Below are 23,746 nucleotides of genomic sequence, written 5' to 3'. Positions count from 1 at the left end.
CGGGGAGCGTCCCGTTTTTTCGCCGGAGTAGGCAATCAACGCTCCCGTATCCGAAATGGAGGCTCCTGGTTCATAGCGAATGGCTTCTTCGTACAATATCGATGGGTCCGGATTGCGCATTACCCAGTCCACATTGATTCCATGCTCGGACAGATCGAACGACTCCATTTTCCACTCCATTCACTTGATTTGAATTCAAAGGGCTACCCGATCCTGTTTGACACAGTACGCAAGCAACCCCTTCGCACTACTGTTCGACGCAAGTTTAATCTCTCCCCGGAGTTTCACCAAGAGAGATTCCCACCTATGTGTCCAGTTACCGGCAGGTTTCAGTAGAGAAACACCCAGGATTACTCTGCCGCCAGTCGCTGCAGTTCGGGCTTCATCCGCCGCATCGCTTCTTCAAAGCTGACGGGAGGCTGATACCCGAAATCATGTTGCGCACGGCCCACGTTATAATAATGAGAACTGCTGAGCTGAGAGGCCAGAAAGCGAGTCATCGGCGGTTCGCCTGGCAGATGCAGAACCCGATAAATCATCTCCAGCGCGCTTCCGATTCGTTTCGCGGCTTTGGTGGAGATCTGTTTTTTAACGGGAGGCAGGCCAGCATCGGCGAGCAATTGATTGATCCATTCCCACATCAGCACCGGTTCGGGCTCATTGATAAAATAAGCCTGACCGCCGACGGGGGAATCAGGAAACAGTCGGGCAGCGGCCTGGAGATGGGCGGCTGCCGCGTTTTCCACGTAGCTCATCGATATCAGATTGGTACCCTCTCCCACCTGCCGCAAGCGGCCTGACCTGGCACGCTGGATCAATCGGGGAATCAGATGATTATCACGGGAGCCCCAGATCAGATGTGGTCTGAGCGCGACCGTCGCCAGTCCGGCTGCACCGTTCGCGGCCAGCACAGCACGTTCCGCCAGCATCTTGGTATGGGGATAATGGCAGAGAAACTGTTCGCTGTAAGGCAGGGCTTCGGTAGCATTCTCGTGCGCAGAACCATCATAGACGACGCTGGGCGAACTCGTATAAACCAGTCGCGTCACTCCTTGCGATTTGCAGGATTCAATGACGTTCAAAGTTCCTTGAGTATTGATGCTGTAGAAGTAATCCCACGGTCCCCAGATGCCGGAAACAGCGGCTGTATGATAAACGGTATCAATTCCCTCGCAGGCCTGATTGACTGTGGCGGCATCACGAATATCACCCTGAACGGTTTCGACACCCAGTTCTTTGAGCCGCGCATACTCGCCGCGACACAGTACACGAACCGTTTCCCCGGCAGCCACCAGTTGCTCGACAATATATAACCCCAGGAAGCCGCCTCCCCCGGTCACCAGCACATTCATTTGACCTGCTTCTCTGCCCAGGGCGTTAATTTCTCACGAAAGATTTTGACATTATGCCGGATATCAACAGGCAAAGAACGATGAAACAGAACCGTCTCGATAGAGACCGTTAACGGGTTGGCTTTCCCCAATGCCAGCAGTTCCTGTGTGAACCGATCATGGTCCGCCTGAGTTGCCGGATAGTCCCCCTGCTCCGGCTCGACGATGATTACAGGTTTCTGATTCGGTTTGGACCCGACTCCTACCAGCGCGCTGCGATAAACCTGAGGATGCTGATTGAAAATTGCTTCGCAACAGATTGTGAACATGGACCCCTGGCTGGTTTCCAGCATGTGGGCCTTGCGTCCGCAGAACCAGAGTTTCCCTTCCGCATCCTGATAACCGACATCTCCCATGCGGTGCCAGAATCGTTCGCCGTCAGGAATTTTCGCCAGTTGTGTTGCTTCGGGCCGCTGAAAATATTCACGGGTCGCCATCGGTCCCTGTACGATGATTTCCCCGATCTCGCCGGCAGGTAATTCTATGGCGGTATCGATCGCTCCAATCGGCTCGTTATGAATCTGAATGATTTTCACCAGGACTCCCGGAAACGGAGTTCCCACACAGGTGCCCGCTCCAGACTGCGTCTGTTCTGATGTTTTTTCCAGCACGTCGCGACCACAGATCGTAGCGACCGGCAGAGATTCCGTTGCACCGTAAGGCGTATTGATATCCGTTTCCGGACTGGTAAAAGTTTGCCGCATACGTTGAATCACATGGACAGGCACCGGGGCTCCTGCCGATAACACACGTTTTAGTGAAGGAAGCTGAATCTGGTGTTGTTCACAATCCCTGCCGATCCGATTCCACATTGCTGGCGAACCAAATGCCTGTGTGACACCATGATCATTGATCTGCCGGATGATTTTTTCCGGATCAACCCGGGCCGGTTTGGTGGGGTCCATATCGGGAACTACGGTCGTGACTCCCATGGCTGAATTGAAAAGCGCAAACAATGGGAACCCTGGCAGATCGACTTCACCAGGTTGGATCTGATAATAATCGCGGAGCAGATCCACCTGCGACCAGAACATGCCATGCTCGTACGCAACACCTTTGGGAGGTCCGGTACTTCCACTCGTGAAGATCACCGCAGCAGGATCGGTGGCAGAACGCTGCACCATTTCAAACGGTTTCCACTCATTTCCCAGCAGCCACTGATAATCGATACCGGAAGTCAGCACCGGCTTGCCGACAGTGACATTCAGATGCGCCCTGGGAAAAGCGCGGCGTTTGAGTTTGCGGATTAACTGTGCCAGCGGAATTGCCACAAACCCTTCAGGCTCGACTTCCGCCAGGCAGCGCATGATATTTTTTCTGCCCATACCCGGATCAATCAGAATGATCACGGCACCTGCTTTAAACAATGCGAAGGTTAGCGCGATAAATTCCAGACCGGGGCGGACCATCAGAGCCATTCGCGTCCCAGGCTGCACGCCCAGTTGGATCAGCCCGCGTGCCAGTCGATCACTTTCCTGATCCAGTTGCTGAAAGGTGAGACTGCTGTAAGTATAACGGCCCTGTTTGTCCTGACCTGCAGGAAAGACGACCGCTTTTTGAAAAGGCCAGTCTTGAGCGGACTGTTTTAACCGGTCGGCAATATTACGTTGTGAAGTAGACATAATCAGAGGGAACGCAGGCTGTCAAAAGCGGCAAAACTTTTCACTGGCGGACCAGAACTTCTCCCTTGCCAAGTGTCAGAAAGTCACCACAGTATCGACGATACTCCGCATCCAGACAATCTTCCGGAACCGGAAAGCCGACTGCTTTCAACTCACGGAGAAAAAAAGACAGCCAGACAGGCTTGTGCAGACAGGAATACTTGAACGTCGGGAGCAACTCCGGTTGCGTGGAGGCATCCATCGCAGCGATCGTTCCGCGCCGCATGCCGGCTCCGGGACAGGCTCCGAGTTTCCCGAAGGAAAATATCGAACCCGCAATCATATCAAAACCGGCAGCATCACCGAGATCGCCTCCTACGACAATCGTACCCCGCCGCATGCGATGGCCGGCTTCTCTGCCGGCGCTGCCGCGAATCAGGATTGTCCCGCCATTCATACCCCGTTTACTGCCCGGCCAGGCAGCTCCGACCAGATCTCCGGCATTTCCAGTGATATGAATCTCGCCGCCTCGCATTCCAGTAGCCACGAGATCGGCAACATCCCCCTGCACTTCAATTCGACCACCGGACATTTCCCTGCCGAGATGCATGCCGGCATTCCCCTCAATGCGAATGGAACCGGAGCATAACTCGGCACCAATGGCTTTGACTCGGCTGCAATCTCCTGCCCAGACCATCAAATCAGGCTCGGTAGCGGACTGTTTCACATCGAAAAAGTCTGCCAGGGAAGCCCGTTGATTCCCCTGGAGCACAGGCAGGGCGCGTACCTCATCTGCCGACAGTTGCTGTACCGCTGCATGATTGATCGAATCAACTTCAACCGGGATCGTGAGCGCATGCTTGAGAGTAAAAGTGAAGGCCATGCGGTGAAATTCTTTATCAGCCTGTCCGGGAGGTTTTCCCCATATTGATGAGGCCTTCAATGAACCCGCGGGCGGCCAGATAATCGTTCGGCAGCATCGTCTTGATCTGACCACGCAGAATGTTTTTCATATTCAGCGCTTCTTCTTGAATTTCCCGCGAAAGGCTGGAAGTGATGCCGGTGGAATTCTTCAAAGAATAGAGCTCCTGAAGCTTGTTACGCGAATCTGCATATTCCGGCCCCATCAGCGCTTCAGGCCAGGAAATTTCTCCTGTTGCCGGATTGAGTTGGCTGGCGTTTAAAGTTTCCTGATCCTGCGAGGTAGAGGCGTTGTAATAGGGACTCAAACCAGATTCCTGCAGTTTGAGATTCTTTTCCTTTTGTGCTTCAATGGCATCCTGTTTCTGCTGAGCCAGTTCTTTATCGATTTCAGCTTGTTGATGAATCGCCTCGCGTTTTGCTTTTTGACGTTCTACATAGGTTTCAGCAAGCTTCTTCTGATTATCAATATATTTACTGGTTGCTTCCTGATAATTGACCATGGCTTTGGATTGATCGACATTTGCCTGACCCTGTGCACGAATCAGCGAGGAACCATCGTTGTAATACCCACCATAATATCCAGGATATCCTCCTCCGTAGTAACCACCACCATAGATTCCACGGTAACCATAAAATGCGGTGGGACTGTAACCGCCACCAAAATTATAAACCGTTTGTCTCGGGAAGAAGGGGCCAGCAGCTTGAGCCATGTATCCTGTAGACAACAGGATTGTTAAACATACACCGGACAGGGCCATTTTGCGTATTACTGGTTTCATCTCTTACCCCTGAGTATAAATTGAGAACGGACCTGATTCGGACGGGCACTTTCGTATCACGTCAGGCAGGCTTCTATGATTTCCTGATGAATCTGATCAGAATTACTTGATTTTTCAACTCGGATCATGATATCTATTAAGTAACAGTTTAATGTTCTCCTTTCTATTTCGCCAGTCTTTCTTCTGCAGGTAATGTGAATTCTTTACTTTCGGGGAATCTGGTACTCTCAATAATGATTAGCAGGAACCTGACTTATGCGTCGACTACTTACGACAGTGCTTTTTCTGGGCGTCAGTTTATTCACATCTGGTATCGTTTCTGCTCAAACCCCTGATCTCGCTCCCCTGATTAAAGATCTGGGCAGCGATAATGAAGAGCAGCAGTCAATTGCCGCCCATCGCCTGGGAGAACTGGGGCCCTTATCGAAATCTGCCGTCCCTGCATTGATTGAGGTCGTTAAGGAAGGTTCAGTCGCTGCCCGGAGTGAAGCCATCATTGCACTGGGAAAAATTGGACCAGCTGCATCCGCTGCTGTTCCTGAACTGACTAAAATCTTACGGGGCTACTCCATCATCCTGAAATACAACACGTTGCAGGCCCTGCGGAGTATTGGCCCGGCATCAAAACCGGCAGCCAAACAGATTCTGCCACTGCTGGAAAGCAATAATTCCTATCTGAAAATTGCTGCTGCCCGCACACTCTGGGCCGTTGATCCGGGAAACAAAGAAAACCTGCAGCCGATTATCAAGGTCCTTGTCGACAGTCTGCATGTTCCCGTCAACGAAGTACGCTCCAGTGCAGCAGTCGCCCTTACTGAAATTGGTGCCCCCGCTGTAGAACCGCTTCTGGAACAACTGAAAACGGAGTACAAAGTTAATCATACAGAACAGTGTCAGCAAATTTGTGATGTATTTGCTAATATGGGAGCCCAGGGTGAAGCAGCCATTCCCACTTTGATCAAAGCTTTGAAAGTGGAAAATCCCGAACTGGTCTGGCATGCCGCACACGCATTAGGCGCTATCTCCGCCAAACCTGCTGAAGTTGTGCCCGCGTTAACACCTCTGTTGAAAAACTCCTCTCCTGAAGTTCGTGCTCATGCCGCGATTGCTTTAGGAAATTTTGGCAGTGCTGCCAAGTCAGCGGTTCCTGAGTTGATCAAACTACTGTCCGATTCTGACCTGAATGTCAAACTGGACGCCGCAGCGGCATTGGGTGCAATTGGTCCGGACGCTTCCTCAGCCGTCTCAGCACTTGTTAAGTCGATGCAGGATGGTCCCACGGCCTTAACGCTCACCAGCGCATCAGCCTTGGCATCCATTGGGAAAGCATCTGTGCCTGAAATCACAAAACTGTTAAATGAGGACTCTTCTCTGAAACTTCTGGCTATTCATGTTCTGGGTGAAATCGGAACCGAATCGGCAGCATCCATTCCCGAATTACTGAAACTGACAAAATCAGAAGATACGGATATTCGCGAGACAGCCATTGTCAGCTTAGGTGAAATTGGCCCTAAAGCGATCGAAGCAGAAACTCAACTGATCAACATTCTGGAAAACAGTACTGGCACCACCAGAAACAAAGCCGTTTATGCACTGTCAAAAATCGGCAGTAAAAAAGCATTGCCACTGATCAAAAAATATGCGGCAGCTGATTCTGGTGATGAGCGTTTCCGGCTCGTCTGCGCCTGGGCACTTCTGAGAGAAGATCCAACCAACCCTGAAGCCGTGAACGCTGCATTACCAGGCCTGATTAAGGCGCTTTCAGATGATAATGCACTGCTTCGCAGAGAAGCAGCCAGTGCGATTGCCCTGTCAGGACCTCTGGCAAAATCAGCAGTTCCCAGTCTGAAAGCAGCCCTGGAAAATGAAAAAGACCAGACCGTCATCGCTGAGTTAATCACAGCCCTGGCTGAGATCGGCCCCCCTGCGGCAGATGCGATCCCACTCATTACACCCTACGTTAATTCTGATGATCTGGTTCTGCGTGTCGTTGCAACTTATGCCCTGGCCCGTTTTGGCAAACTCTCTGAATCAGCGGTTCCCCTGCTGGAGAAAGAACTCAAATCACATAACGAACACGAAAACGCAATTACTTTATGGGCATTGACAAAAATTGATCCCAGCCCAGCGCGAGCCAAGGCTGCCCTTCCCGCGCTGACCGATCTGCTCACAAAACATCCCAACCCGGATGCACGAGTCGAAGCAGCCATCAGCCTGGGAGAATTCGGAATCAAAACACCGGAAATCAAGCAGGCCCTGGAGACGGCCACCAAAGACAAAGATCCACGCGTCCAGAAAGCAGCAGAAACAGCTTTGAAAAAACTCAGTAGCTGAATTCCCCCCTGCCGGAGCATGTTGATTTTCTGCCACACAAGCTGGTTCTGTGTGGCATTAATTCAACGTCTCATTTCAGAGGGGAACAGATCTTGGACAGCGTGATTCCAAATCATCCTGATCAATTTGATCCGGAAATCGATGTTTGCAGGCATGTTACAGCATAGGCTCCCAACTGGCTGCTATTGACAGACCTGATATCTGGTGCTGAATTTCGACTCGCCTGTCTTCTGGCATGATTGTTGCATTTTAGTTCATTTCCTGATGTACTGAATTGCTGCCTGTCATTTCCAGAATCGGAGTTGCCATGATCACCGTTGCCGAAATTAACGACATTGATCGTCTCGATCATTTTCGTCTGGCCTGGCGAGCTCTGCTGGGAAAAACCAAAGGGGCCACCTTTGCGCATTCACCTGAATGGCTGGAACATTACTGGACGCATTTTGGACACGATCAGAAACTGCGGATTCTGTTTGTAACCCTGGGCAATAAAATTATCGGTATCGTTCCCCTGGTCGTAAAACCCGTGACGACAAAAGTGGGTGTCATGCGCGTTCTGACTTATCCTCTGGATGGGTGGGGAACTTTTTACGGGCAGATTGGATCCAACCCTGCTGCGACCATGGTCACTGCGATGAGGCACATTCATACTTCCAAACGCGACTGGGACCTGATCGACTTGAGGTATATCGACCAGGAGGGTCACGACCATCGACGCACTTTGAATTCCTTCAAGTCAGTCGGTTTTCAAGGTAATCAGGCAGTCTGGCAGAAACAGCCTCTGGTCAACACCACTCAAACCAGTTGGGAAGACTATCTGGCTTCCCGGTCTGAGAAAACACAACAGCTGATCTCCCATGCAGAACAGATCACCGGCAAAGCGGGGCACATCGCCTTTTACCGTTCACGGCTCGAGAATCCACTGACACCCGGCTGGAATCCACGCTGGGATCTCTGGGCGGAGTTCCAGCTTATGAATTTTCAGGACGGGAATCAGTTGCACATCGCGGGGGGGAATTTTCCCCAGGACAAAAAACTTTCCTTTCTGCATGACATCCACGGGCCCGCTGTACGTGCAGGCATGGCACGGATTGATGCCCTGTTTGTGAATCATTCACTGGTTGCCTGCGCCTATGGGATGCAATACGGTTCCGGTACAGATTACCTGGCAGTGGGGCGACATAAAGAGACGCCACCGGAAGTCATCACGACACTGATGGCGCGAATGGTTCAGCAATCGATTCAGGACGGAGAAACTTCACTGAACCTGGGATTAGTAGGAAACACTCTCTCTGGAATGTGGAGTAACGAGCAACAGACCAGTTATCGCTGCTCTCATTTCCCGCTCCTGGCACCACGTTCGCAGTTGTTGAGGGTGAATCGCTGGATACAAACACCGGTCTCAATCCCGACTGCAAAGAAAATATCGAAACCAGGCTCTCAAATCGGCAACAGTCCTGTACCGCAATCAGCGACAGCAATGAAGCCGGAGTCCTGTATTGAAATAGCAGAGGATGAGCCACAGGACTGGGCTGGGACCGATGATAGCCGGGGGGTTTCGTCAGAAGATCAGCCACGTTTTCGCATTGTCGGTTAGACTGCGTCCCATCCTGCTGGAACGTCTCCCCTGCCATTTGGATCGAGCATAATAGATTGAGAGCCTCCCGGGCTCAATGTGATGTGTTCCAGTCAGGCGGGGAGTCGCTGAGCATCAGACTGGATTGCGGGCGAATTTCATAACCATCAATGTTCTGTCATCACCATCGTTCCCGCCTTCCAGATGTTTCTGCAGCTTGGCCCAGATCCCCTGCATCACTTCTTCCGCGGTATCTTCGATATGATTTTCCAGGACTTTCATAATCCCATCCGAGCGAAACATTTTGCGTTCACTGCTCATCGCTTCGCTGATGCCATCACTGAAACCGACAATGATATCATTGGTGCAAATGGGAATAACTGAGTAGTCATAGTCGTTTGTCTCAGTCACGCCGAGTAACATGCCATGCGAAGTCAGGCTGGTGATTTTGCCTTTATGAACCCAGAACGGCGCAGGATGCCCGGCATTCGTATATGTGAAAGTCCGATTTTTGGTGTCGATGACGCCATACATCATGCTCATGAACTGATGCGGCAATGAAGTATGATACAAGGCTGTGTTAATGCGGCCGATGACAAAGCGTGTATCTTTTGCCTGTTCAATCGGGCCTTCCGTTAATGTTCTGAGCGCTCCCCGGACCGAGGCCATTACCACTGCCGCGGGAATACTGTCGCCGGAGGCATCACCCAGAGCGAAACAGGTAATATGTGGTGCCAGGGTAATGAACTCGCATAAGTCCCCCCCGACTTCATGATGGCTGATTGTCTGTACCGCAGCCTGGAAGTCCCGTTCCCGATGAGATTCCCGTGCCAGTTCAGCCGGAAACGATTCCGAGATCACCTTCAGCTCTTTTTTCAAACGAATCTGGTTCTGGCTTTCTTTCAGTAAAACCGCACGCTCTAAAATTGTACTGACCTGGGCACCGATTGACTTGAGGATATGAATATCCCGGTCTTTTAAATGCCGGGCACGCCGGTCAAACGCCCACAACGTTCCAAACGGACCGGATTCCGACTGCACTGAAACGCAGACACCTGTCAGGCAGCCTTCTGGTAACCAGCGGGATAACTCAGGGTTTTCCTGCCGATTGATGATCAATGCCTCATTTTCAAATGCTTCAAGGTCCGGTGGTGATTCATTCAGTTTCCGGCGATGAAAGGGAATCTCAAGAGCCGTTAAACAATATTGGACTCGCAGAGACAACTGGTTTGACTCAGAGTTCAATAAAAAGAAGCTGGCTGCGCGAAATCCCGTCAGTTGCAAAGCCGCTTCCAGCAACTTCTGTAACGCGTCCTGCAATCCTTCCTGCCTTGTTGCAGACAGCCCTACATCCACCAGTGTCGTCACTTCCCTGGTCTTGGATTCAAGCGAAGAATGCATGGTTTCGAGTTGAGAAATCAATCCCCCGACCAGTTCTGCAAACTTGATCGCGGTCACGAACAGATGATCGTTTGCCGTTTCATCAGGCAGGGTCAGGTATAGATATCCCAGAATCCGCTTGCCATCCTCGATGGATTCATACCAGCAATATTTTTCGCTTTGGCATAACTCGGCTTCAAGGGACTTTCGCTCTCCTGGTTTGGCAGGCGTGAATTTCAAAGGCCAGCCGGTGATTTCCGTAAACTGGTCACAAACATTGTGAATCCATTCCAGTGGCTGGGTGATTACCTGTTCCATTTCACCTGATCCAAAACGCCGAAGAAGAATAATGCAGAGTTGAAGGCGGATTGCCCTGTTATCTCGTATCGGCAATCGGTTATCGGCAGATCAGGCGGGAGTCAGTTTGTAACGATTGAAACGGTTAGTTATTTGAATATACGGCAGAATCGCAGAATCTCCCCGCTTCGATTGAACTCAGCGGACCGGGTCAAAATCTCAGCGATACCGTTCAATGATGGCACAACCGCAGGAATCGCTCCAGACATTCACAGATGTGCGGCACATATCAAGAATACGGTCGACAGCAATAATTACTCCCTGCGCTTCCAGGGGCAGTCCCACAGCCTGCAGTACAATCGCCATCATCACCAGACCGGCATGGGGAATTCCGGCGGCTCCGATACTGGCCAGCAAAGCAGTCACGGCCACCAGAATCTGTTGTTCTACGGGCATGACGATACCGGTATAAGCCTGGGCAATAAACATCACCGCTACTGCTTCATACAGGGCAGTCCCGTCCATATTGATCGTTGCTCCCAGGGGCAGCACGAAAGAACTGACTTCGTTCGAGATTTCTGCATTTTCTTCCACACAACTGATCGTTAGCGGAAGAGTTCCGTTGGAAGAAGCCGTCGAGAAAGCGGTCATCAGCGCCGGGCTCATCGCGCGTGCGAATTCCAGTGGAGAACGCCGCGCGACAAACTTTAACAGACAAGGTAAGATGACCACCGCGTGGATGACTAATGCTAAAAAGACGGCAATCATATACCAGGCTAATGTCTTAAAGATCTCAAACCCCTGGGAAGAAACCGCGTACACCATAAAGGCCAGAACGCCAATCGGGGCGAGACTGATTACGAACATCGTCATCCGCATCATGACTTCAAAGCCGGCCTGAAAGAATTCCGTCAGCACCTTGGCATGCTTGCCGCCAACAATGATGATAAAGATACCAGTCAGCATGCTGAACGAGATAATCGAAAGAAATTCGCCCTCGCCCAGCGAGTGAATGATATTGGTCGGGATAAGCCGATCCACCATATCCAGAAAAATAGAACCGATCGAGTCCGTTCCCGCCGAAAGTGAGCCACTGCCCCCCGGTAATTCTGCGCCGATACCAGGTTGAATCAGATTGACTACGAAAATACCGGTAAAGATTGCCAGCAGGCTTGTACAAAAATAATACAGCAGCGTCTTCGAGAACATCGCACCAAAACGGGTAGCATTTCCCAGACTCGCAATCCCGGTAATCAGCGAGGTGACAATCAGCGGGATTGTCACCATCTTCAGTAAACGCAGGAACACATCACCCAGCCATTTGGAAACTGCCATCACGGTTTGTGAAATGCCCGTACCATATTTCTCGTAGGTTTGTTTCCATTCCGGATACTGCCTGGCCAGTTCTTCTCCGTTGTCCGCAGAGATGGACGTCACCGTTTTTTTCTGATCGACATTCCGGGTGTACGTGAGAGTGACTTTCCGGGCAGCATCCACGATATGAATCAATCGCCCGGTCACGTTGACAGAGACCGTTTTTTCAGGATCCCCGGTAACAAACAGACTTTTCAGTTCCGGAAAACGCTTTAGCAACTGATCCCGACTTGCGAAGTCGTATTCCTGCGGGTCCTGCTTTGCTGTCTTTTGAACGACCTCAAAACCGCCAGCCACCGGGCTGACGGTTAAGGTCTGATCATCAAGCTGGATTTCCCCCGGGTTAAATATGAAACCAAGAATCGTGCCTGCGATCAGTGCTATCAGAATCTGAAAATGCAGTGGAATTTTCTTCATGAAACACCGGCTTTCCGCTTCTCGTTTGCGATTTGAAAATGAGATCGCAATGCATCTTCAGCAACAAAGACAACGATCTCCGGCAGGCACGTATCCTGTCATCAACTTCGGTTTCGACACTCGGCTCACGAATGTGAATCAGGTTAAGACCTGACTAACTGCGGGCAGAGTCACACTGAAATGGTAACCAGGCTCCGTTTTCCTGACTGCTGGCTACAGACTGCTGTATGAAAAACATCCCCTCCACGCCGTCATAGACATTCGGATAGATTGTATTTTTCGGTTCAAAAGGCTGACCGGTAATTCGATTAATCATCGCATCAAAAGCAGATCGGTAGATATTCGCGAATGCTTCAAAAAAGGCTTCCGGGTGCCCTGCTGGCAAGCGGCAGGCAGCAGCCCCCGCTTCGCTCATGAAGGGGGCATTCGGATCGCGTGTATAAATCGAATGCGGCTGGCCATTGCGGCGGATGATCATCTGGTTAGGCTCTTCCTGTCGCCAGGCCAACGCTCCCTTCGTACCATCAATTTCAATGAACAGGTCATTTTCGCGACCATGTGATATCTGACTGGCAGTGACTGTTCCCAGTGCACCATTCTGGAATCGAATGACAGCATGACCATAGTCATCCAGTTGACGCCCGGGTGCGAAGATTTTCAGATTGCAGGAAATTTCTTCCGGCAACAGTCCCGTCATATAACGTCCCAGGTTGTAGGCATGCGTTGCGATATCCCCAAAAGCGCCTGCTGCACCTGACTTCGCAGGGTCGGTGCGCCATGCAGCCTGTTTCTGATCTTCCTGTTCCAGCCGGGAACGCAACCAGCCTTGAATGTAATTGGAACGGACTGCCTGGATCTCGCCGAAGTCCCCATTCAAAATCATTTCCCGCGCCATGCGAACGAGTGGATAACCGGTATAATTATGACTGACGGCAAAGACGACGCCTGATTTTTCCACGAGTGACTTCAGCTCTTCAGCCTGTGCCAGATCAAAGGTCATTGGCTTATCACAGATGACATTGAACCCGGCTTCGATGGCCGTCTTCGCGATTGGAAAATGAGTAAAATTAGGAGTCGCGATGCTGATGAAATCGATTCGTTGATCTGCGGGCAGCGCTGCCTCTTTCTCGACGAGTTCTTCGATGGAACCATAAGCGCGATCGGGATGAATATCATAGGCAGGTGCGGATGCTTTTGCTTTCTCAGGATTGGAAGATAATGCTCCGGCCACCAGTTCCGCACGGTTATCCAGACAGGCAGCGATGGAATGAACTCGACCGATAAACGAACCCTGTCCACCACCCACCAGCGCCATTCGCAATTTACGATTCAATTGACCGTTCATTGTTTCCATAGTTGCATTCCTTCCTCTCGATGATTCATTCCAGACCCGTGCGAAAAGACGAGTTAGAGTTGAGCTGCGACATGTTGAATCCGATCTGCCTGGATGGCAGTTACCAGAAATCAGCATACTTTCGCTTGATCGGAATTACAACCAATGAGTAATTCAGGCTTTTAACCTGAAAAAACCCTTGATTCGACCTCCCTGGCTTTCCTCGAATTCGACGAAATCAAGTCTGGCAGGGATTTCAAATCTTGGTTACAATACGTTTGTCAGCCACGATCCGTTCGGGTCGATCTTCATTGATCAAGTTTGTACTCCTCATCTGGTACAGACAGCAGGCTGTGAGTCAATACACTCGTATTCTGATTAAATAGAGCACTGGGAGGCATTTGTGGTGAAAAATCAAAATGGAGAACGCCGATTTTTGTGGCTGACCATCGGCGTAGTCTGCGGTATGTGTTTATCTTATTTCTGGCCACATGAACCGGCTTATGCAGTCGCCACCGACCGGGATGGCGATCGTTTTGCAATTACAACCGTGCCAACGCGCGCTGGTAATGCAGAAGGGGTATTTGTGCTTGACTTCCTCACTGGTCGTCTGCAGGGAGCTGTCCTGAACTCACGGACCGGCAAATTCACTTATGCCTATTTTCGAAATCTTGCTGCTGACTTTGGTGTCGACCCGACAGCGAAACCCCATTATGTGATTATTCCGGGTGCCGTCGATCTGCCGGCACAGGGTCGGGCTCAATTTGCCGAAGGAGGCATCTACGTCGGGGAAATGTCATCCGGGATGGTGATCTGCTATGCCTTCTCGTTCGTGTTTAACAATGCACCGGCTGCCCCGCAACAATTAATTCCAGTCGATCGGTTCCAGTTCCGACAGGCACAATAATCTGTCTGATTTTTGTGTTAAAACAACAGCATACAGAAAACGGGATCCTGATTTGGATCCCGTTTTTTTTTTGTAGATGATTGCTGTGGAAAGCAGGTCCGCGATTTATTCCCGTTCGCAAACCAGGGCACGTGATCTGCCTTGCAGACGGGCGATGATCAGTACACCGGCTCCCTCACCTTTCAGCGACAGTTTACGGCGGAGCGCTTCAATACCAACCGGTATCCGCCGGCATTTAATTTCAAGCTGGCCAAAGTTGGCGCTTCGAAAGTACTTCCGGATTTCCCGGTCATTGTTCGGCAGTTCTTCCAGAATCCGAAAACGCCTGAAGAACGGTGATTCTACGACTTCAGCCGAAGTCAGGTATTCCTCTTCCGGATCCAGGCGGCTCAATCCCGCTTGTGCAGCTGCGACGTCCAGCAGCCCGGAGCGGACCACAGCCGGATCGGGATCGTAGATATAGCTGCCCGGATCGGCAAGCTCAACATACGCATCCATCGGATGACCGGCAATACTGTCGATCTGCCCGGTTTTGGAAATGGCGGTCGCTCGAAATTCGTGTTCTCCGGCCAGATCCCCAAACCAGATCGTCGCTTCCTTGCACTCCCCGCTCAGGCTGATCAGTTCGGTTTCAGAGCCGGGAAACTTACCGGCGAAATTACTGGCGGGACTGAGTTTAATGGCCCCCCCTTGAAATTGAGAAATCAATTCCTGGAGCGTTTCCAGTCCCGGCAGATAGTCCTCGATCCGAATGACTTTTCCTCCCGAATCAGGGCGTCGATCCGGGTCAATGTGCAGCCTTCCCTGGCGATCCTGGATGTCTTCCAGTCGCTGATTCAGCAGACTGACTGAACCGGAAACCCCGTAAACTTCACTGTTCCAGGCAGCAAACTGACAGAGAACCGGTGAAATCTCAACGCCCATCACAGTCGCATGCTCTGCCAGTGCAATCAGATCCCCGCCCATTCCGCAGCAGAAATCATATACCGTGCCCGAAAACCGGTTCGCCTTATGCTGTGAAACAGGCTCAGGTGTTGCCTGCTCCAGACTTTTTCGGTCAAACCACATCTGGTCCGCCCGGGTAAACTTGGAGCGACCCCGTTTGCGTAATTCCGAGAGCGTCAAAGCAGCTCGAACCATCTCATCGGAGTAATTTTTACGCAACTGTTTCTGCAGATGAAATTCCGAACCGGAGTGTTCGCGGATGATCTCAAAGATTTCAGAATGTTGATACAGCTGCTGAAAACAATCGAGCTCGGTGGGGGACTCACTGGACATGGAACCGCTTAACAACTTTCTGTCGCCACGAGAGATTGATTGATGTGAGATATCGCCTGGGTAATTCGGTCTGAAATTTGAACAAGTTGCATTGCATCGAACTTCATTTCCACAATTCGAACAGAATCATGTACCACTGCCAGACCGACAGTGTCCGGCAGGCATCCAATGAGCTGTTCGATCGCCAGTGTATAAACTCCCAGCTGAAATTCATACTCTGAGATCAACGCTTGGTCTGTTAATTGTGCGAGGCGGGCACCCGTTTTATAGTCAAGGACGACCCAGCGCTGATCGTCAGTCTGATAAACGGCATCTATCATTCCGGTTACCGTCACAGTCGATTCCTGATCAGCCGCGGCAGGCATGCGTAGTAGAAAATCCAGTTCCCGATAATGTACTCGTGCCGCCTGCAGATCACTGCAGAGTTCTGATCCGTACCAGGCTGAGATCTGTTGCTGAATCAGCGGTTTCAGTCTGTCTCGTACTGGCTGAGGCTGATCGAACAGAACGAGTTCCACAATCCGATCCGACTGTTCAGGCTTCGATGGATCCAGTCGCTCAATCGCAGCGTGTGTCAATGTCCCCAGTTGGGTTGCCTCATCAGCATTCAGCAAATCCGCCGCTGCCAGCACGGGGTAGTGTGGTTCAGGCAGTTCCCGCAACAAGGCATCCGTCACTTCCAGTTGTGACACACTGAATTGCGATCGCCTGAGTTGTTGAGGCAAAAAGATTTTACATGTCTCCGGGTAGTCACCGGGAGTTCCCTGTTCGAGAACAGACCGGAACTGGCTGGGTTTTAATTCTTTGATTTTCTTTGCTGGTTTCGTTTCGGTTTGAGGCTGATTCAGATGCACGCGAATTTCCGGAATCTGCTCTGCGGGAATATTCCCCATGGTGAACCGTCCCAGGTAGGGATCCAGGGTCGGGAGTCCCGTTGAAAGATCAAAGTGGCGCGCCAGCAGTTTCATCCAGGGAGATTGCACTCTGCGATCATAGGGTAAACCGGCAGAGAGAATCAGATAATCAGCCGCGCGGGTCACGGCCACGTATAATAGTCTGACGGTTTCGACTTCGTCGGCTGTCTGTTCGATCGCACGATGCATTTTGAATGCGAAGTTTTCCGGAGTCACTCCTCGTACAGCGGGTAAGTTCAGGAGCGCCCCCCATTGTGGATGCAGGAACGGATTTCTGGAAGCTCCAGGTGATTTACGATCCATGTCGGCAACAATGACGACAGGAAATTCCAGTCCCTTGGACTGATGGATCGTCATCAGTCGAATGACATCGCTGGTTTCAGGTAGAGTCGCCGCCAGCTCTTCTTTACTCTCTTCCAGAATCGAATCCCGAATCCGTTGAACAAAGTCCTTCAGGGTAAACAGGCCGGACGCTTCAAAGTTACGGGCCAGCTCGATCAGTTTTCGCAGGTTAGCCAGTTTGCGATCACCCAGAAATTCATTGAGCAGGGCGGCATCATATCCGGTTCGTTCCAGAGCCAGGTTCAATAATTCCACCAGTGACAACCGGTCTTTTTTCGCGCGCAGTTCCTGAAGCACGGTCTGGGCATACAGCACCTGGCGTTTCTGTTCGGGCCGCACATCGTCTGGCGGCGGGATCTGCATCGCTGCGGTCAGACTTTCCGCGTGACGGGTGATGGCATAAATCGTATCGTCAGACAGACTGAAGAACGGAGAACGCAACAGTCCCAGCAGGCTTAACTCATCATCGCTGCTGTCGAGGTACTGACACAGGTTACTCAGATCATAAATTTCCTGCTGCGCGTAAAAAGCACGGCCACCGACCAGGTAATAATCCAGATCACGTTGCTGTAACGCTTTTTCATACAGGCTGACACTCGACAGCGAACGAAACAGAATGCAGATATCACCGGGTTCAACCCGTCTCAATTCCCGCTCACCGGTCTGCGGGTTTTTCGACCAGATGCGGGGGGTTTCATCTTCCAGTAACTGACGAATGCGAGCCGCAATCCAGTCTGCTTCGATGTCGCGGAGCGCATCGGCCAACTTGATGTCCGGGTCATCAGGAGAGGCAAACAGGAACTCGATTCCCGGGATGGGTGAGTGTTGTTGCTGATCGAAAGGCGTCAGCGCTTCGTAATAAAGTTCCATAGCGGAAGCAAACAGACAGTTCGTAAAATTCAGAATCGCGGGCTGGCTGCGGAAATTCGTGCTTAACGGGAGCCGACCCTTTTCAGGAATTTCCTGCCTCAGCTTGTGAAAGACTTCCGGGTCGGCCCGTCGGAATCGATAAATGGACTGCTTGGCATCCCCTACCAGAAACAGTTTCCCGGTTAACAGTTCTTTCCCACATAACGCACGAACGATTTCGCTCTGCACAGGATCGGTATCCTGAAACTCATCCACCATCAGGTATTGAATTCCCGCAGCAGCCCTTTGCCGGGCATGCGGATCGCGACGAAACAGGTCCCGTGTCTGCAGCAGCAGGTCATCAAAGTCCAACAGTCCTTTTTCCGCTTTATTCTCCTGATAGCATTTCGCGGCATATTCGGTCACTCTTAACACGACCAGACTGAATTCCGCCGCGGAAAGAAAACCGGCTGGATCGGGTGACAACGTCTCGTAAACCGGTTTCAAAGCATCTCGCAAATCTTTGAATCCATCGCGGATCTGTTCATAAACGTTGACGTCATCCCAGTCTTTTTTGGTCCCGGCCCCCTGCACTTTCGCATGATTCATCAAGGTCCCCAGCAATTCTTCTCGTAACCGGGGCGCGCCGTTTAATAACTCGGGAAGGCGAGCCTTGAGTACCTGAAACCGCTCGCGCATTTTGGGATTGGTGGGCTGATTTGAGTTCATCAATCTTAATAGATGCTGCGTCGCATCCGCATGAGCGATCTCTGCGAGTTGCAGGGGGATATAAACCTGCTCCCAGTAATCGCGCATGCGTCCTGCCAGCTGTTCTGGAGCCAGTTCGCGAAACTCTTCAAACTCAATGCGAAACTGCTGAGGGACCAGGGCAATCAACAGCTCGTAGGTTCGTTCCAGACCAAAGCGGTAGACTAATTGAATGCAGTCCGCATTTTCCTGTTTCAACAGATCATGGACGGCTTCATGAACGACTTTTCGTAAAAAAGTGTCACTGGTCCCCTGCTCCAGCAGTCCAAAATGAGGATCGAGCCGGGCACTGACTGCATGGCTCCGCAGAATGGAGGTACAAAAAGAGTGAATTGTGCTGATGCGTGCCGAATCCAGACCTCGAATGACAGCCTGCCAGTGATTCACTTCTTCCGGCGGACAGTTCTTCAACTGATCCAGGCAGGTTTCCCGAATCCGGTCCCGCATCTCCCGGGCGGCCCGCTCTGTAAAGGTGATTGCAACAATATGGCTGAGCCGATCGGGGGGTGCTCCTAGCTCAATCAGTTTTAAAAACCGCTGTGTGAGTACAAACGTCTTGCCACAACCGGCCCCGGCAGACAGCGCAATGGAAGCATCACGCGTATTGATGGCCGCGGCCTGCTGATCGGTATAAGTAGGTTGCTTCGACATGTGCTCTCGTCAGGGGGCTGGTGAATGTTCGGTGTTGGAATCCGGTTCAGAATCGGTAAACTGCAGCAGATCGATCTGCTTGCCCAGGCTGTCTCGATAGCTCTCCACCTGGGAAGCACGACAGACCGATTGAAAAGCCTGGTCGAGGTGTGCAATTTTTTCATCCACCTGCACGGGAAAGAATCCACTGCGAATTAAAGCGGCCAGATGCGGAACCAGACCTTCCAGTGTCACTTCCAGAATTTCCAGATCTTCAGCTGAGATCGGTTCCACTATTTTCTTTCGGGCAGATTGCAAAGGCATCACAAAACCGGATTCCTGAATCTTCCAGTACCCCAGATGAAAGGGTTCCGCGTCAGTGTCAATCATTTGCAGTCGCCGCGCCGCAATCAGGTATAAGGCCAGTTGCAGCTTCTTACCGGATCGTATTTCCGTAGAAGAAGGAACACTGCGCCCGGTTTTATAGTCAATGATATTGAAATACTTCTGGCCATTGACCGATCCTACGTCAATCCGGTCAATCTGCCCCCGAATGCGAGTCTCACGCGAACCGCTCCCCAGAGTCAGATGTTGATACTGCCTTTGTGATGGATCGGGTTCCCCGGGCACTTTACCAAACGGAACCTCTCGGCCCACTATCTCGGGAACACGATCCCATAGTTCCTCAAACAGTTGACCATAAGTTTCTGACTGTTCGGCAAACAGGCTTCCCCAGTCTTTCAGAATCTGTTTCTCAATCAGCTGTAATACCTGCTGCAGTTTGGATTCGGCATCAGAATCCGAGACGCGCTTTTCCAGCAATTCAAGAAACAGGGGCTCAATCTGGTCAGCGGCATACAGCTGGGCGCCGGGTCCTTCGACACTGAGTCGTTCATACAAGCGGGTCAGAATACTGTGAACGTGAATCCCCCGCTGCAGGAAATTCGTTCTTAATTCCGGAGGTTCCGGCACCTCAATCCCCAACACATTCTGTGCAAAAAACTGAAAGGGACAGGCCAGATACAGCTCCAGTTGAGTGGTACTGAATTCATAGTCCTGCGGAAACCGCTCACGGATCGCCTGTCGGGAAGCTGCGGAAACCATGACTCCTTCAAATTCGGTAAAGCCTTCCTGCTCAAATCGGGCCACTGCCATTTCCGCAGCTCCCAGAATATTTCGGGCCGTCGATTGCAGTTCCGGTTCTTCCAGAATTTTCAGAAACAGCCCGGGCTGATTCCGTTTCAATTCGTCAATCGCCAGAATCCGCAGATCGCGTGATGACATCGCCTGCTCACGACGAGGCAGTGGATTCAACTCCCCCACCTGCCGAACCGAAAGTGTCCCCGGCTCAAACAGATCGATTAATGCGGACAGGTAGGGACTGGGAAATAATGGCTGTCCTGTTGAGCTGATGGCGGGATAGCTGAGAATGAGTCGCTTCGAGAATCGCGTCATCACTTCATAGAACAACAGCATTTCTTCCTGCTGCTGATTTGCATGGCGCTTCAGAGACAGCCCATGTTCATTCAAGTCCCCCCGGTCTTTTTCACTGTAAAGACAATCCTCGCGATGGCTGCGGGGAAAACTGGCTTCACTGAGCCCCCCCACCAGCAGCCAGGGAACACTCAGATTTCTCAACTGCGACGCATCCAGAACCTGAATCCGCCCTGCTTCTTCCGTTTGTAAGGTGAGTGTCTGCTGTTCCAGCAAATCCAGCAACAAACTCCGAAACGTCAGTAAATCCTGGGGAACGGCTTCCCGCTGATGAAACTGTTCAATCTGATCGACCTCAGAAACGGCATGAAACAGGAGTTTCTGAAATCGATCCCAGACCAGTTGATCACGTTGATCGAGCGTACTGGCACTGTCTTCTCCCTGGGACCAGACTTTGGGTAACCCAAATTCATTCGCGAGTGAAATCAGAATTTCAATCCAGGTCACAAACAGTTCTTTGCCTCTCAACCTCTGCGTTTCACTGGAAAGTCGCTTGGCGAGTTGAAATGCAGATTCCACTTCCCGCAGTACTAATTTTCGTTTCGGTTGATCGGGATAACGGATACAAAGCTCGCTGGCTTTGCTGCATTCCTTCTCCAGGGCGTTTAAAATATCGTTCTTACCGGAGTCGATCTTCAGTTGTCGTAAGATCCGGGAAAGACAACGCACCGCTGCTCCTGACTGATATTCCGGCCAGTCAGGAGAAAAATAATTCGAATCCAGAATGGACATCAGACTGTCGAACGACCAGTTATCGAGCTCTATCTGCAGGAACGCAAAAATAGCCCTGACCACGGAGAACCGGGAAAACTCCTGTTCCTGCCCCAGGAAGTAAGGAATCCCGGCTGCAGATAAGGTTTCATGAATCAGGTCGCCATACTCCCGTGTCGAACGAAATACCAGCGCAATTTCTTCAGGCGGAACCCCTTTGAGCAGCAACTGTTTTACTTCGACCGCGAGGACTTCCATTTCATTCCTCTGACCGGCGACCGCCAGTACCTGAATCTGATCCCCTGCCTCTGATGGTTTGATCTCGCGAGGATTAGCAAATAATGCCTCGCAAATTTGAGTCCGCGAATCGGCTCGTTCATCGCGTTCGCAGGCGATACAACGGATCGTTCCCGGCAATCTGCTTTCAAGAACCTGCCGGGCGACCATTGATTTTGCAAACAGATCCTGCCTGCGTGACTCATTTTCCAGTGGAAGTGAAATCAGCAGCCTGCTGGTTCTGGCAGCCAGCAGTTCCAGGATCTCGTATTGGGTATGGGTGAAATCAGCAAATCCATCCAGCACGATCAGATCAAACTGCCCGAAAGGGCCCCACATCCCTTCCTGCAGCGCAGTCCGGGCAGACCAGAAACGTCCCTCAGAATCATAACGCCGCATCTCGTGTAGCGCGACTTGATAGCGGTCATAGATGAACCCCAGTTCCTGATCCTTCTGGCGGGAATCGGTTTTCAAACGGGCACATGCCTCGGAAAACTGTTCCGGCCAGATTTCTTCCCGTTTCAATTCGGAGATGAAATGCGAGATCAGATCCAGAAATCCGGACGTTCCCGCGATGGAACTGAAATACTGGATTTGGCCTGAGGCAATCAGATCATCCACAATACTCCTCAGCAGATAACGTTTGGAGATCTCAGGCAGGGTCTGAACAGGCTGATCGAGTGACTGTAAAATTGTCTCGGCAAAGGCTTCAAAAGTATATACATGAGGAGCAAAACAAACCGGCATTTCCGGACAGAGGAGCTGGTCCAGCACCTGTCTGCGGGACCGCACAGTCGGAGAGATCCAGAGAGTATTACCGGGGATATGCCTTTTCAGACCTTCCTGAAGCGCCCGGCGATACTCTTTCAGCAGGCGATCCGTTTTGCCGGAACCGGCTATACCTGTTAAAATTTGAACTTCAGGCTGCATGGATGGCCTTACCCGGTCTTAAGAAGTAATATCAATCGCCCTGTTTGGGCAGGCCTTATTTTGACCTGGGTGTCCTGAATCCTGAGATTCAATAACAGCCCCTGTGCAATGTATCCGGCCGGGCAGGAGAATTCAATTTCAGAATGAATTCCAGGAGAAACCGGTTTTAAACCCTCAGTTTTGACAGCAAATCTTGCCAGTGCTTTACAGATCGCCTACACTTATAGAAATGAAAAGGAAGCTCTCACGAGTTTCGACACCAGACAAAACATTTTCAGGCCCTGGCGAACATGCAGTTCTTCGGGCTTGAATTGTGTTCTGTATATCTCATAAGGAATCGTCCATGCAAAAATTCCGCTTGATCAGTTCGTTCTCTCTCCTCAGCCTGATCCTCTTCTCGATCGTTCCGCAATTCAGTTTTGCGGATGAAAAAAGCAGTGAGAAAGAGAAGGATGACGACTATTACCAGATGATGAAACTGTTCGCAGACACCTACGAGCAAATCGAACGAAACTATGTGAAAGATATCGACCGTCGTATTCTGGTTGAAGCAGCAATCCGGGGCATGGTAGAGGAACTGGACCAGTACTCAAATTATATCAGCCCCAAGGATCTGTCCCGGTTTAACCAGGTCGTCGAGCAGGAATTCGGCGGCATCGGCATTCAGGTTCACATCGACGAAAACAATGGCAGACGACTGACTGTCATGACCCCCCTGCCAGGGACTCCCGCCTACAAAGCTGGTATTCGTGCCGGTGATGTGATTGACACGATCGAGGGAAAATCAACCAAAGGGTTTACGCTTCCCGAGGCAATTAAAACCCTGAAGGGCCGGGCGGGAGAATCAGTCAGCATATCAGTCATTCACAAGGGTTCTGAAGAAGCGATCCCCTTAACAGTCACGCGCGAGTTAATCCATGTCGCCACAGTTCTGGGTGACACTTATAAATCTGATGATTCCTGGGATTACATGCTCGATAAGAAAGAAAAGATCGGGTATATCCGGCTCACACACTTTAGCCGTCACAGTGCAGAAGAGTTACAGGCTGCGATCGAGGACCTGAAGAAACAGGGAATGAAAGCCCTCATTCTGGACTTGAGATTCAACCCCGGCGGTTTACTTTCTCAGGCAACAGAGATCTCGGACATGTTCATCAAGTCCGGGAAAATTGTGAGTACGGAAGGACGAAACAGCCGTAACCGCAAGTGGGAAGCGACTGCCGAAGGCACTTACGACGGAT

At 51.2% G+C, this 23,746-nt stretch carries 14 protein-coding genes; 4 read left to right on the top strand and 10 right to left on the bottom strand.

Translation table 11 applies throughout. The features are described from left to right. Positions 1-350 precede the first annotated feature (350 nt). From AACZ40_RS17260 to AACZ40_RS17245, 4 genes are read right to left on the bottom strand one after another with little or no spacing between them, the layout of a single operon-like run. Positions 351-1,352, bottom strand: a complete 1,002-nt coding sequence (locus tag AACZ40_RS17260; protein WP_291178123.1) for an NAD-dependent epimerase/dehydratase family protein — start codon at positions 1,350-1,352, stop codon at positions 351-353. Beyond that, on the bottom strand, positions 1,349-3,013 hold the full coding sequence (locus AACZ40_RS17255; protein WP_339675189.1) for a fatty acid CoA ligase family protein: 1,665 nt from the start codon (positions 3,011-3,013) through the stop codon (positions 1,349-1,351). The genes AACZ40_RS17260 and AACZ40_RS17255 overlap by 4 nt, the downstream gene beginning before the upstream one ends. 40 nt (positions 3,014-3,053) lie before the next feature. Next, on the bottom strand, positions 3,054-3,875 hold the full coding sequence (locus tag AACZ40_RS17250) for a formylmethanofuran dehydrogenase subunit C (RefSeq protein WP_291178120.1): 822 nt from the start codon (positions 3,873-3,875) through the stop codon (positions 3,054-3,056). A gap of 16 nt (positions 3,876-3,891) precedes the next feature. Beyond that, positions 3,892-4,626, bottom strand: coding sequence for a hypothetical protein (locus AACZ40_RS17245; RefSeq protein WP_291178118.1), 735 nt, complete (start codon positions 4,624-4,626; stop codon positions 3,892-3,894). Between the two features lie 324 nt (positions 4,627-4,950). Here AACZ40_RS17245 and AACZ40_RS17240 point away from each other — a divergent pair, with 324 nt between their 5' ends. Further along, positions 4,951-7,029: a HEAT repeat domain-containing protein gene (locus AACZ40_RS17240; protein ID WP_291178116.1), complete on the top strand. Its 2,079-nt coding sequence runs from the start codon at positions 4,951-4,953 to the stop codon at positions 7,027-7,029. Positions 7,030-7,336: 307 nt separating this feature from the next. Continuing rightward, positions 7,337-8,626 carry a hypothetical protein gene (locus tag AACZ40_RS17235; protein WP_291178113.1) on the top strand — a complete coding sequence of 430 codons (1,290 nt, stop codon included), beginning with the start codon at positions 7,337-7,339 and terminating at the stop codon, positions 8,624-8,626. Between the two features lie 114 nt (positions 8,627-8,740). On the opposite strand, the gene AACZ40_RS17230 is transcribed toward AACZ40_RS17235, so the two are convergent. The 3 genes from AACZ40_RS17230 to AACZ40_RS17220 form a co-directional block, all read right to left on the bottom strand. Then, the gene (locus AACZ40_RS17230) at positions 8,741-10,303 is read right to left on the bottom strand and encodes a GAF domain-containing SpoIIE family protein phosphatase (protein WP_291178111.1); all 1,563 of its coding nucleotides are present in this window, start codon (positions 10,301-10,303) and stop codon (positions 8,741-8,743) included. A 198-nt stretch (positions 10,304-10,501) separates the two neighbouring features. Then, entirely contained in the window at positions 10,502-12,073 is a 1,572-nt protein-coding gene (locus AACZ40_RS17225) for a dicarboxylate/amino acid:cation symporter (protein ID WP_291178108.1), read from the bottom strand. Positions 12,074-12,227: 154 nt separating this feature from the next. After that, positions 12,228-13,427: a Gfo/Idh/MocA family oxidoreductase gene (locus AACZ40_RS17220; RefSeq protein WP_291178105.1), complete on the bottom strand. Its 1,200-nt coding sequence runs from the start codon at positions 13,425-13,427 to the stop codon at positions 12,228-12,230. A 385-nt stretch (positions 13,428-13,812) separates the two neighbouring features. On the opposite strand from AACZ40_RS17220, the gene AACZ40_RS17215 reads away from it, so the two are divergent. After that, positions 13,813-14,313 (top strand): hypothetical protein, encoded by a 501-nt coding sequence (locus AACZ40_RS17215; protein ID WP_291178103.1) that lies wholly within the window; start codon positions 13,813-13,815, stop codon positions 14,311-14,313. A gap of 105 nt (positions 14,314-14,418) precedes the next feature. On the opposite strand, the gene AACZ40_RS17210 is transcribed toward AACZ40_RS17215, so the two are convergent. From AACZ40_RS17210 to AACZ40_RS17200, 3 genes are read right to left on the bottom strand one after another with little or no spacing between them, the layout of a single operon-like run. Beyond that, complete coding sequence (locus tag AACZ40_RS17210) at positions 14,419-15,591, bottom strand: class I SAM-dependent methyltransferase (protein ID WP_291178100.1); 1,173 nt, start codon at positions 15,589-15,591, stop codon at positions 14,419-14,421. 8 nt (positions 15,592-15,599) lie between these two features. Continuing rightward, positions 15,600-19,115, bottom strand: a complete 3,516-nt coding sequence (locus tag AACZ40_RS17205; RefSeq protein ID WP_339675179.1) for a UvrD-helicase domain-containing protein — start codon at positions 19,113-19,115, stop codon at positions 15,600-15,602. A gap of 9 nt (positions 19,116-19,124) precedes the next feature. Then, positions 19,125-22,505, bottom strand: coding sequence for a PD-(D/E)XK nuclease family protein (locus AACZ40_RS17200; RefSeq protein WP_291178095.1), 3,381 nt, complete (start codon positions 22,503-22,505; stop codon positions 19,125-19,127). A gap of 343 nt (positions 22,506-22,848) precedes the next feature. On the opposite strand from AACZ40_RS17200, the gene AACZ40_RS17195 reads away from it, so the two are divergent. Next, positions 22,849-23,746, top strand: an 898-nt coding sequence (locus tag AACZ40_RS17195; RefSeq protein WP_339675176.1) for a S41 family peptidase, incomplete at its 3' end; no start/stop codon positions are given.

The sequence above is a fragment of the uncultured Gimesia sp. genome (assembly GCF_963972345.1).
Classification (GTDB): domain Bacteria; phylum Planctomycetota; class Planctomycetia; order Planctomycetales; family Planctomycetaceae; genus Gimesia.
Note: the sequence above shows the minus strand (reverse complement) of the source record. Positions and strands in the feature narration are given on the sequence as shown.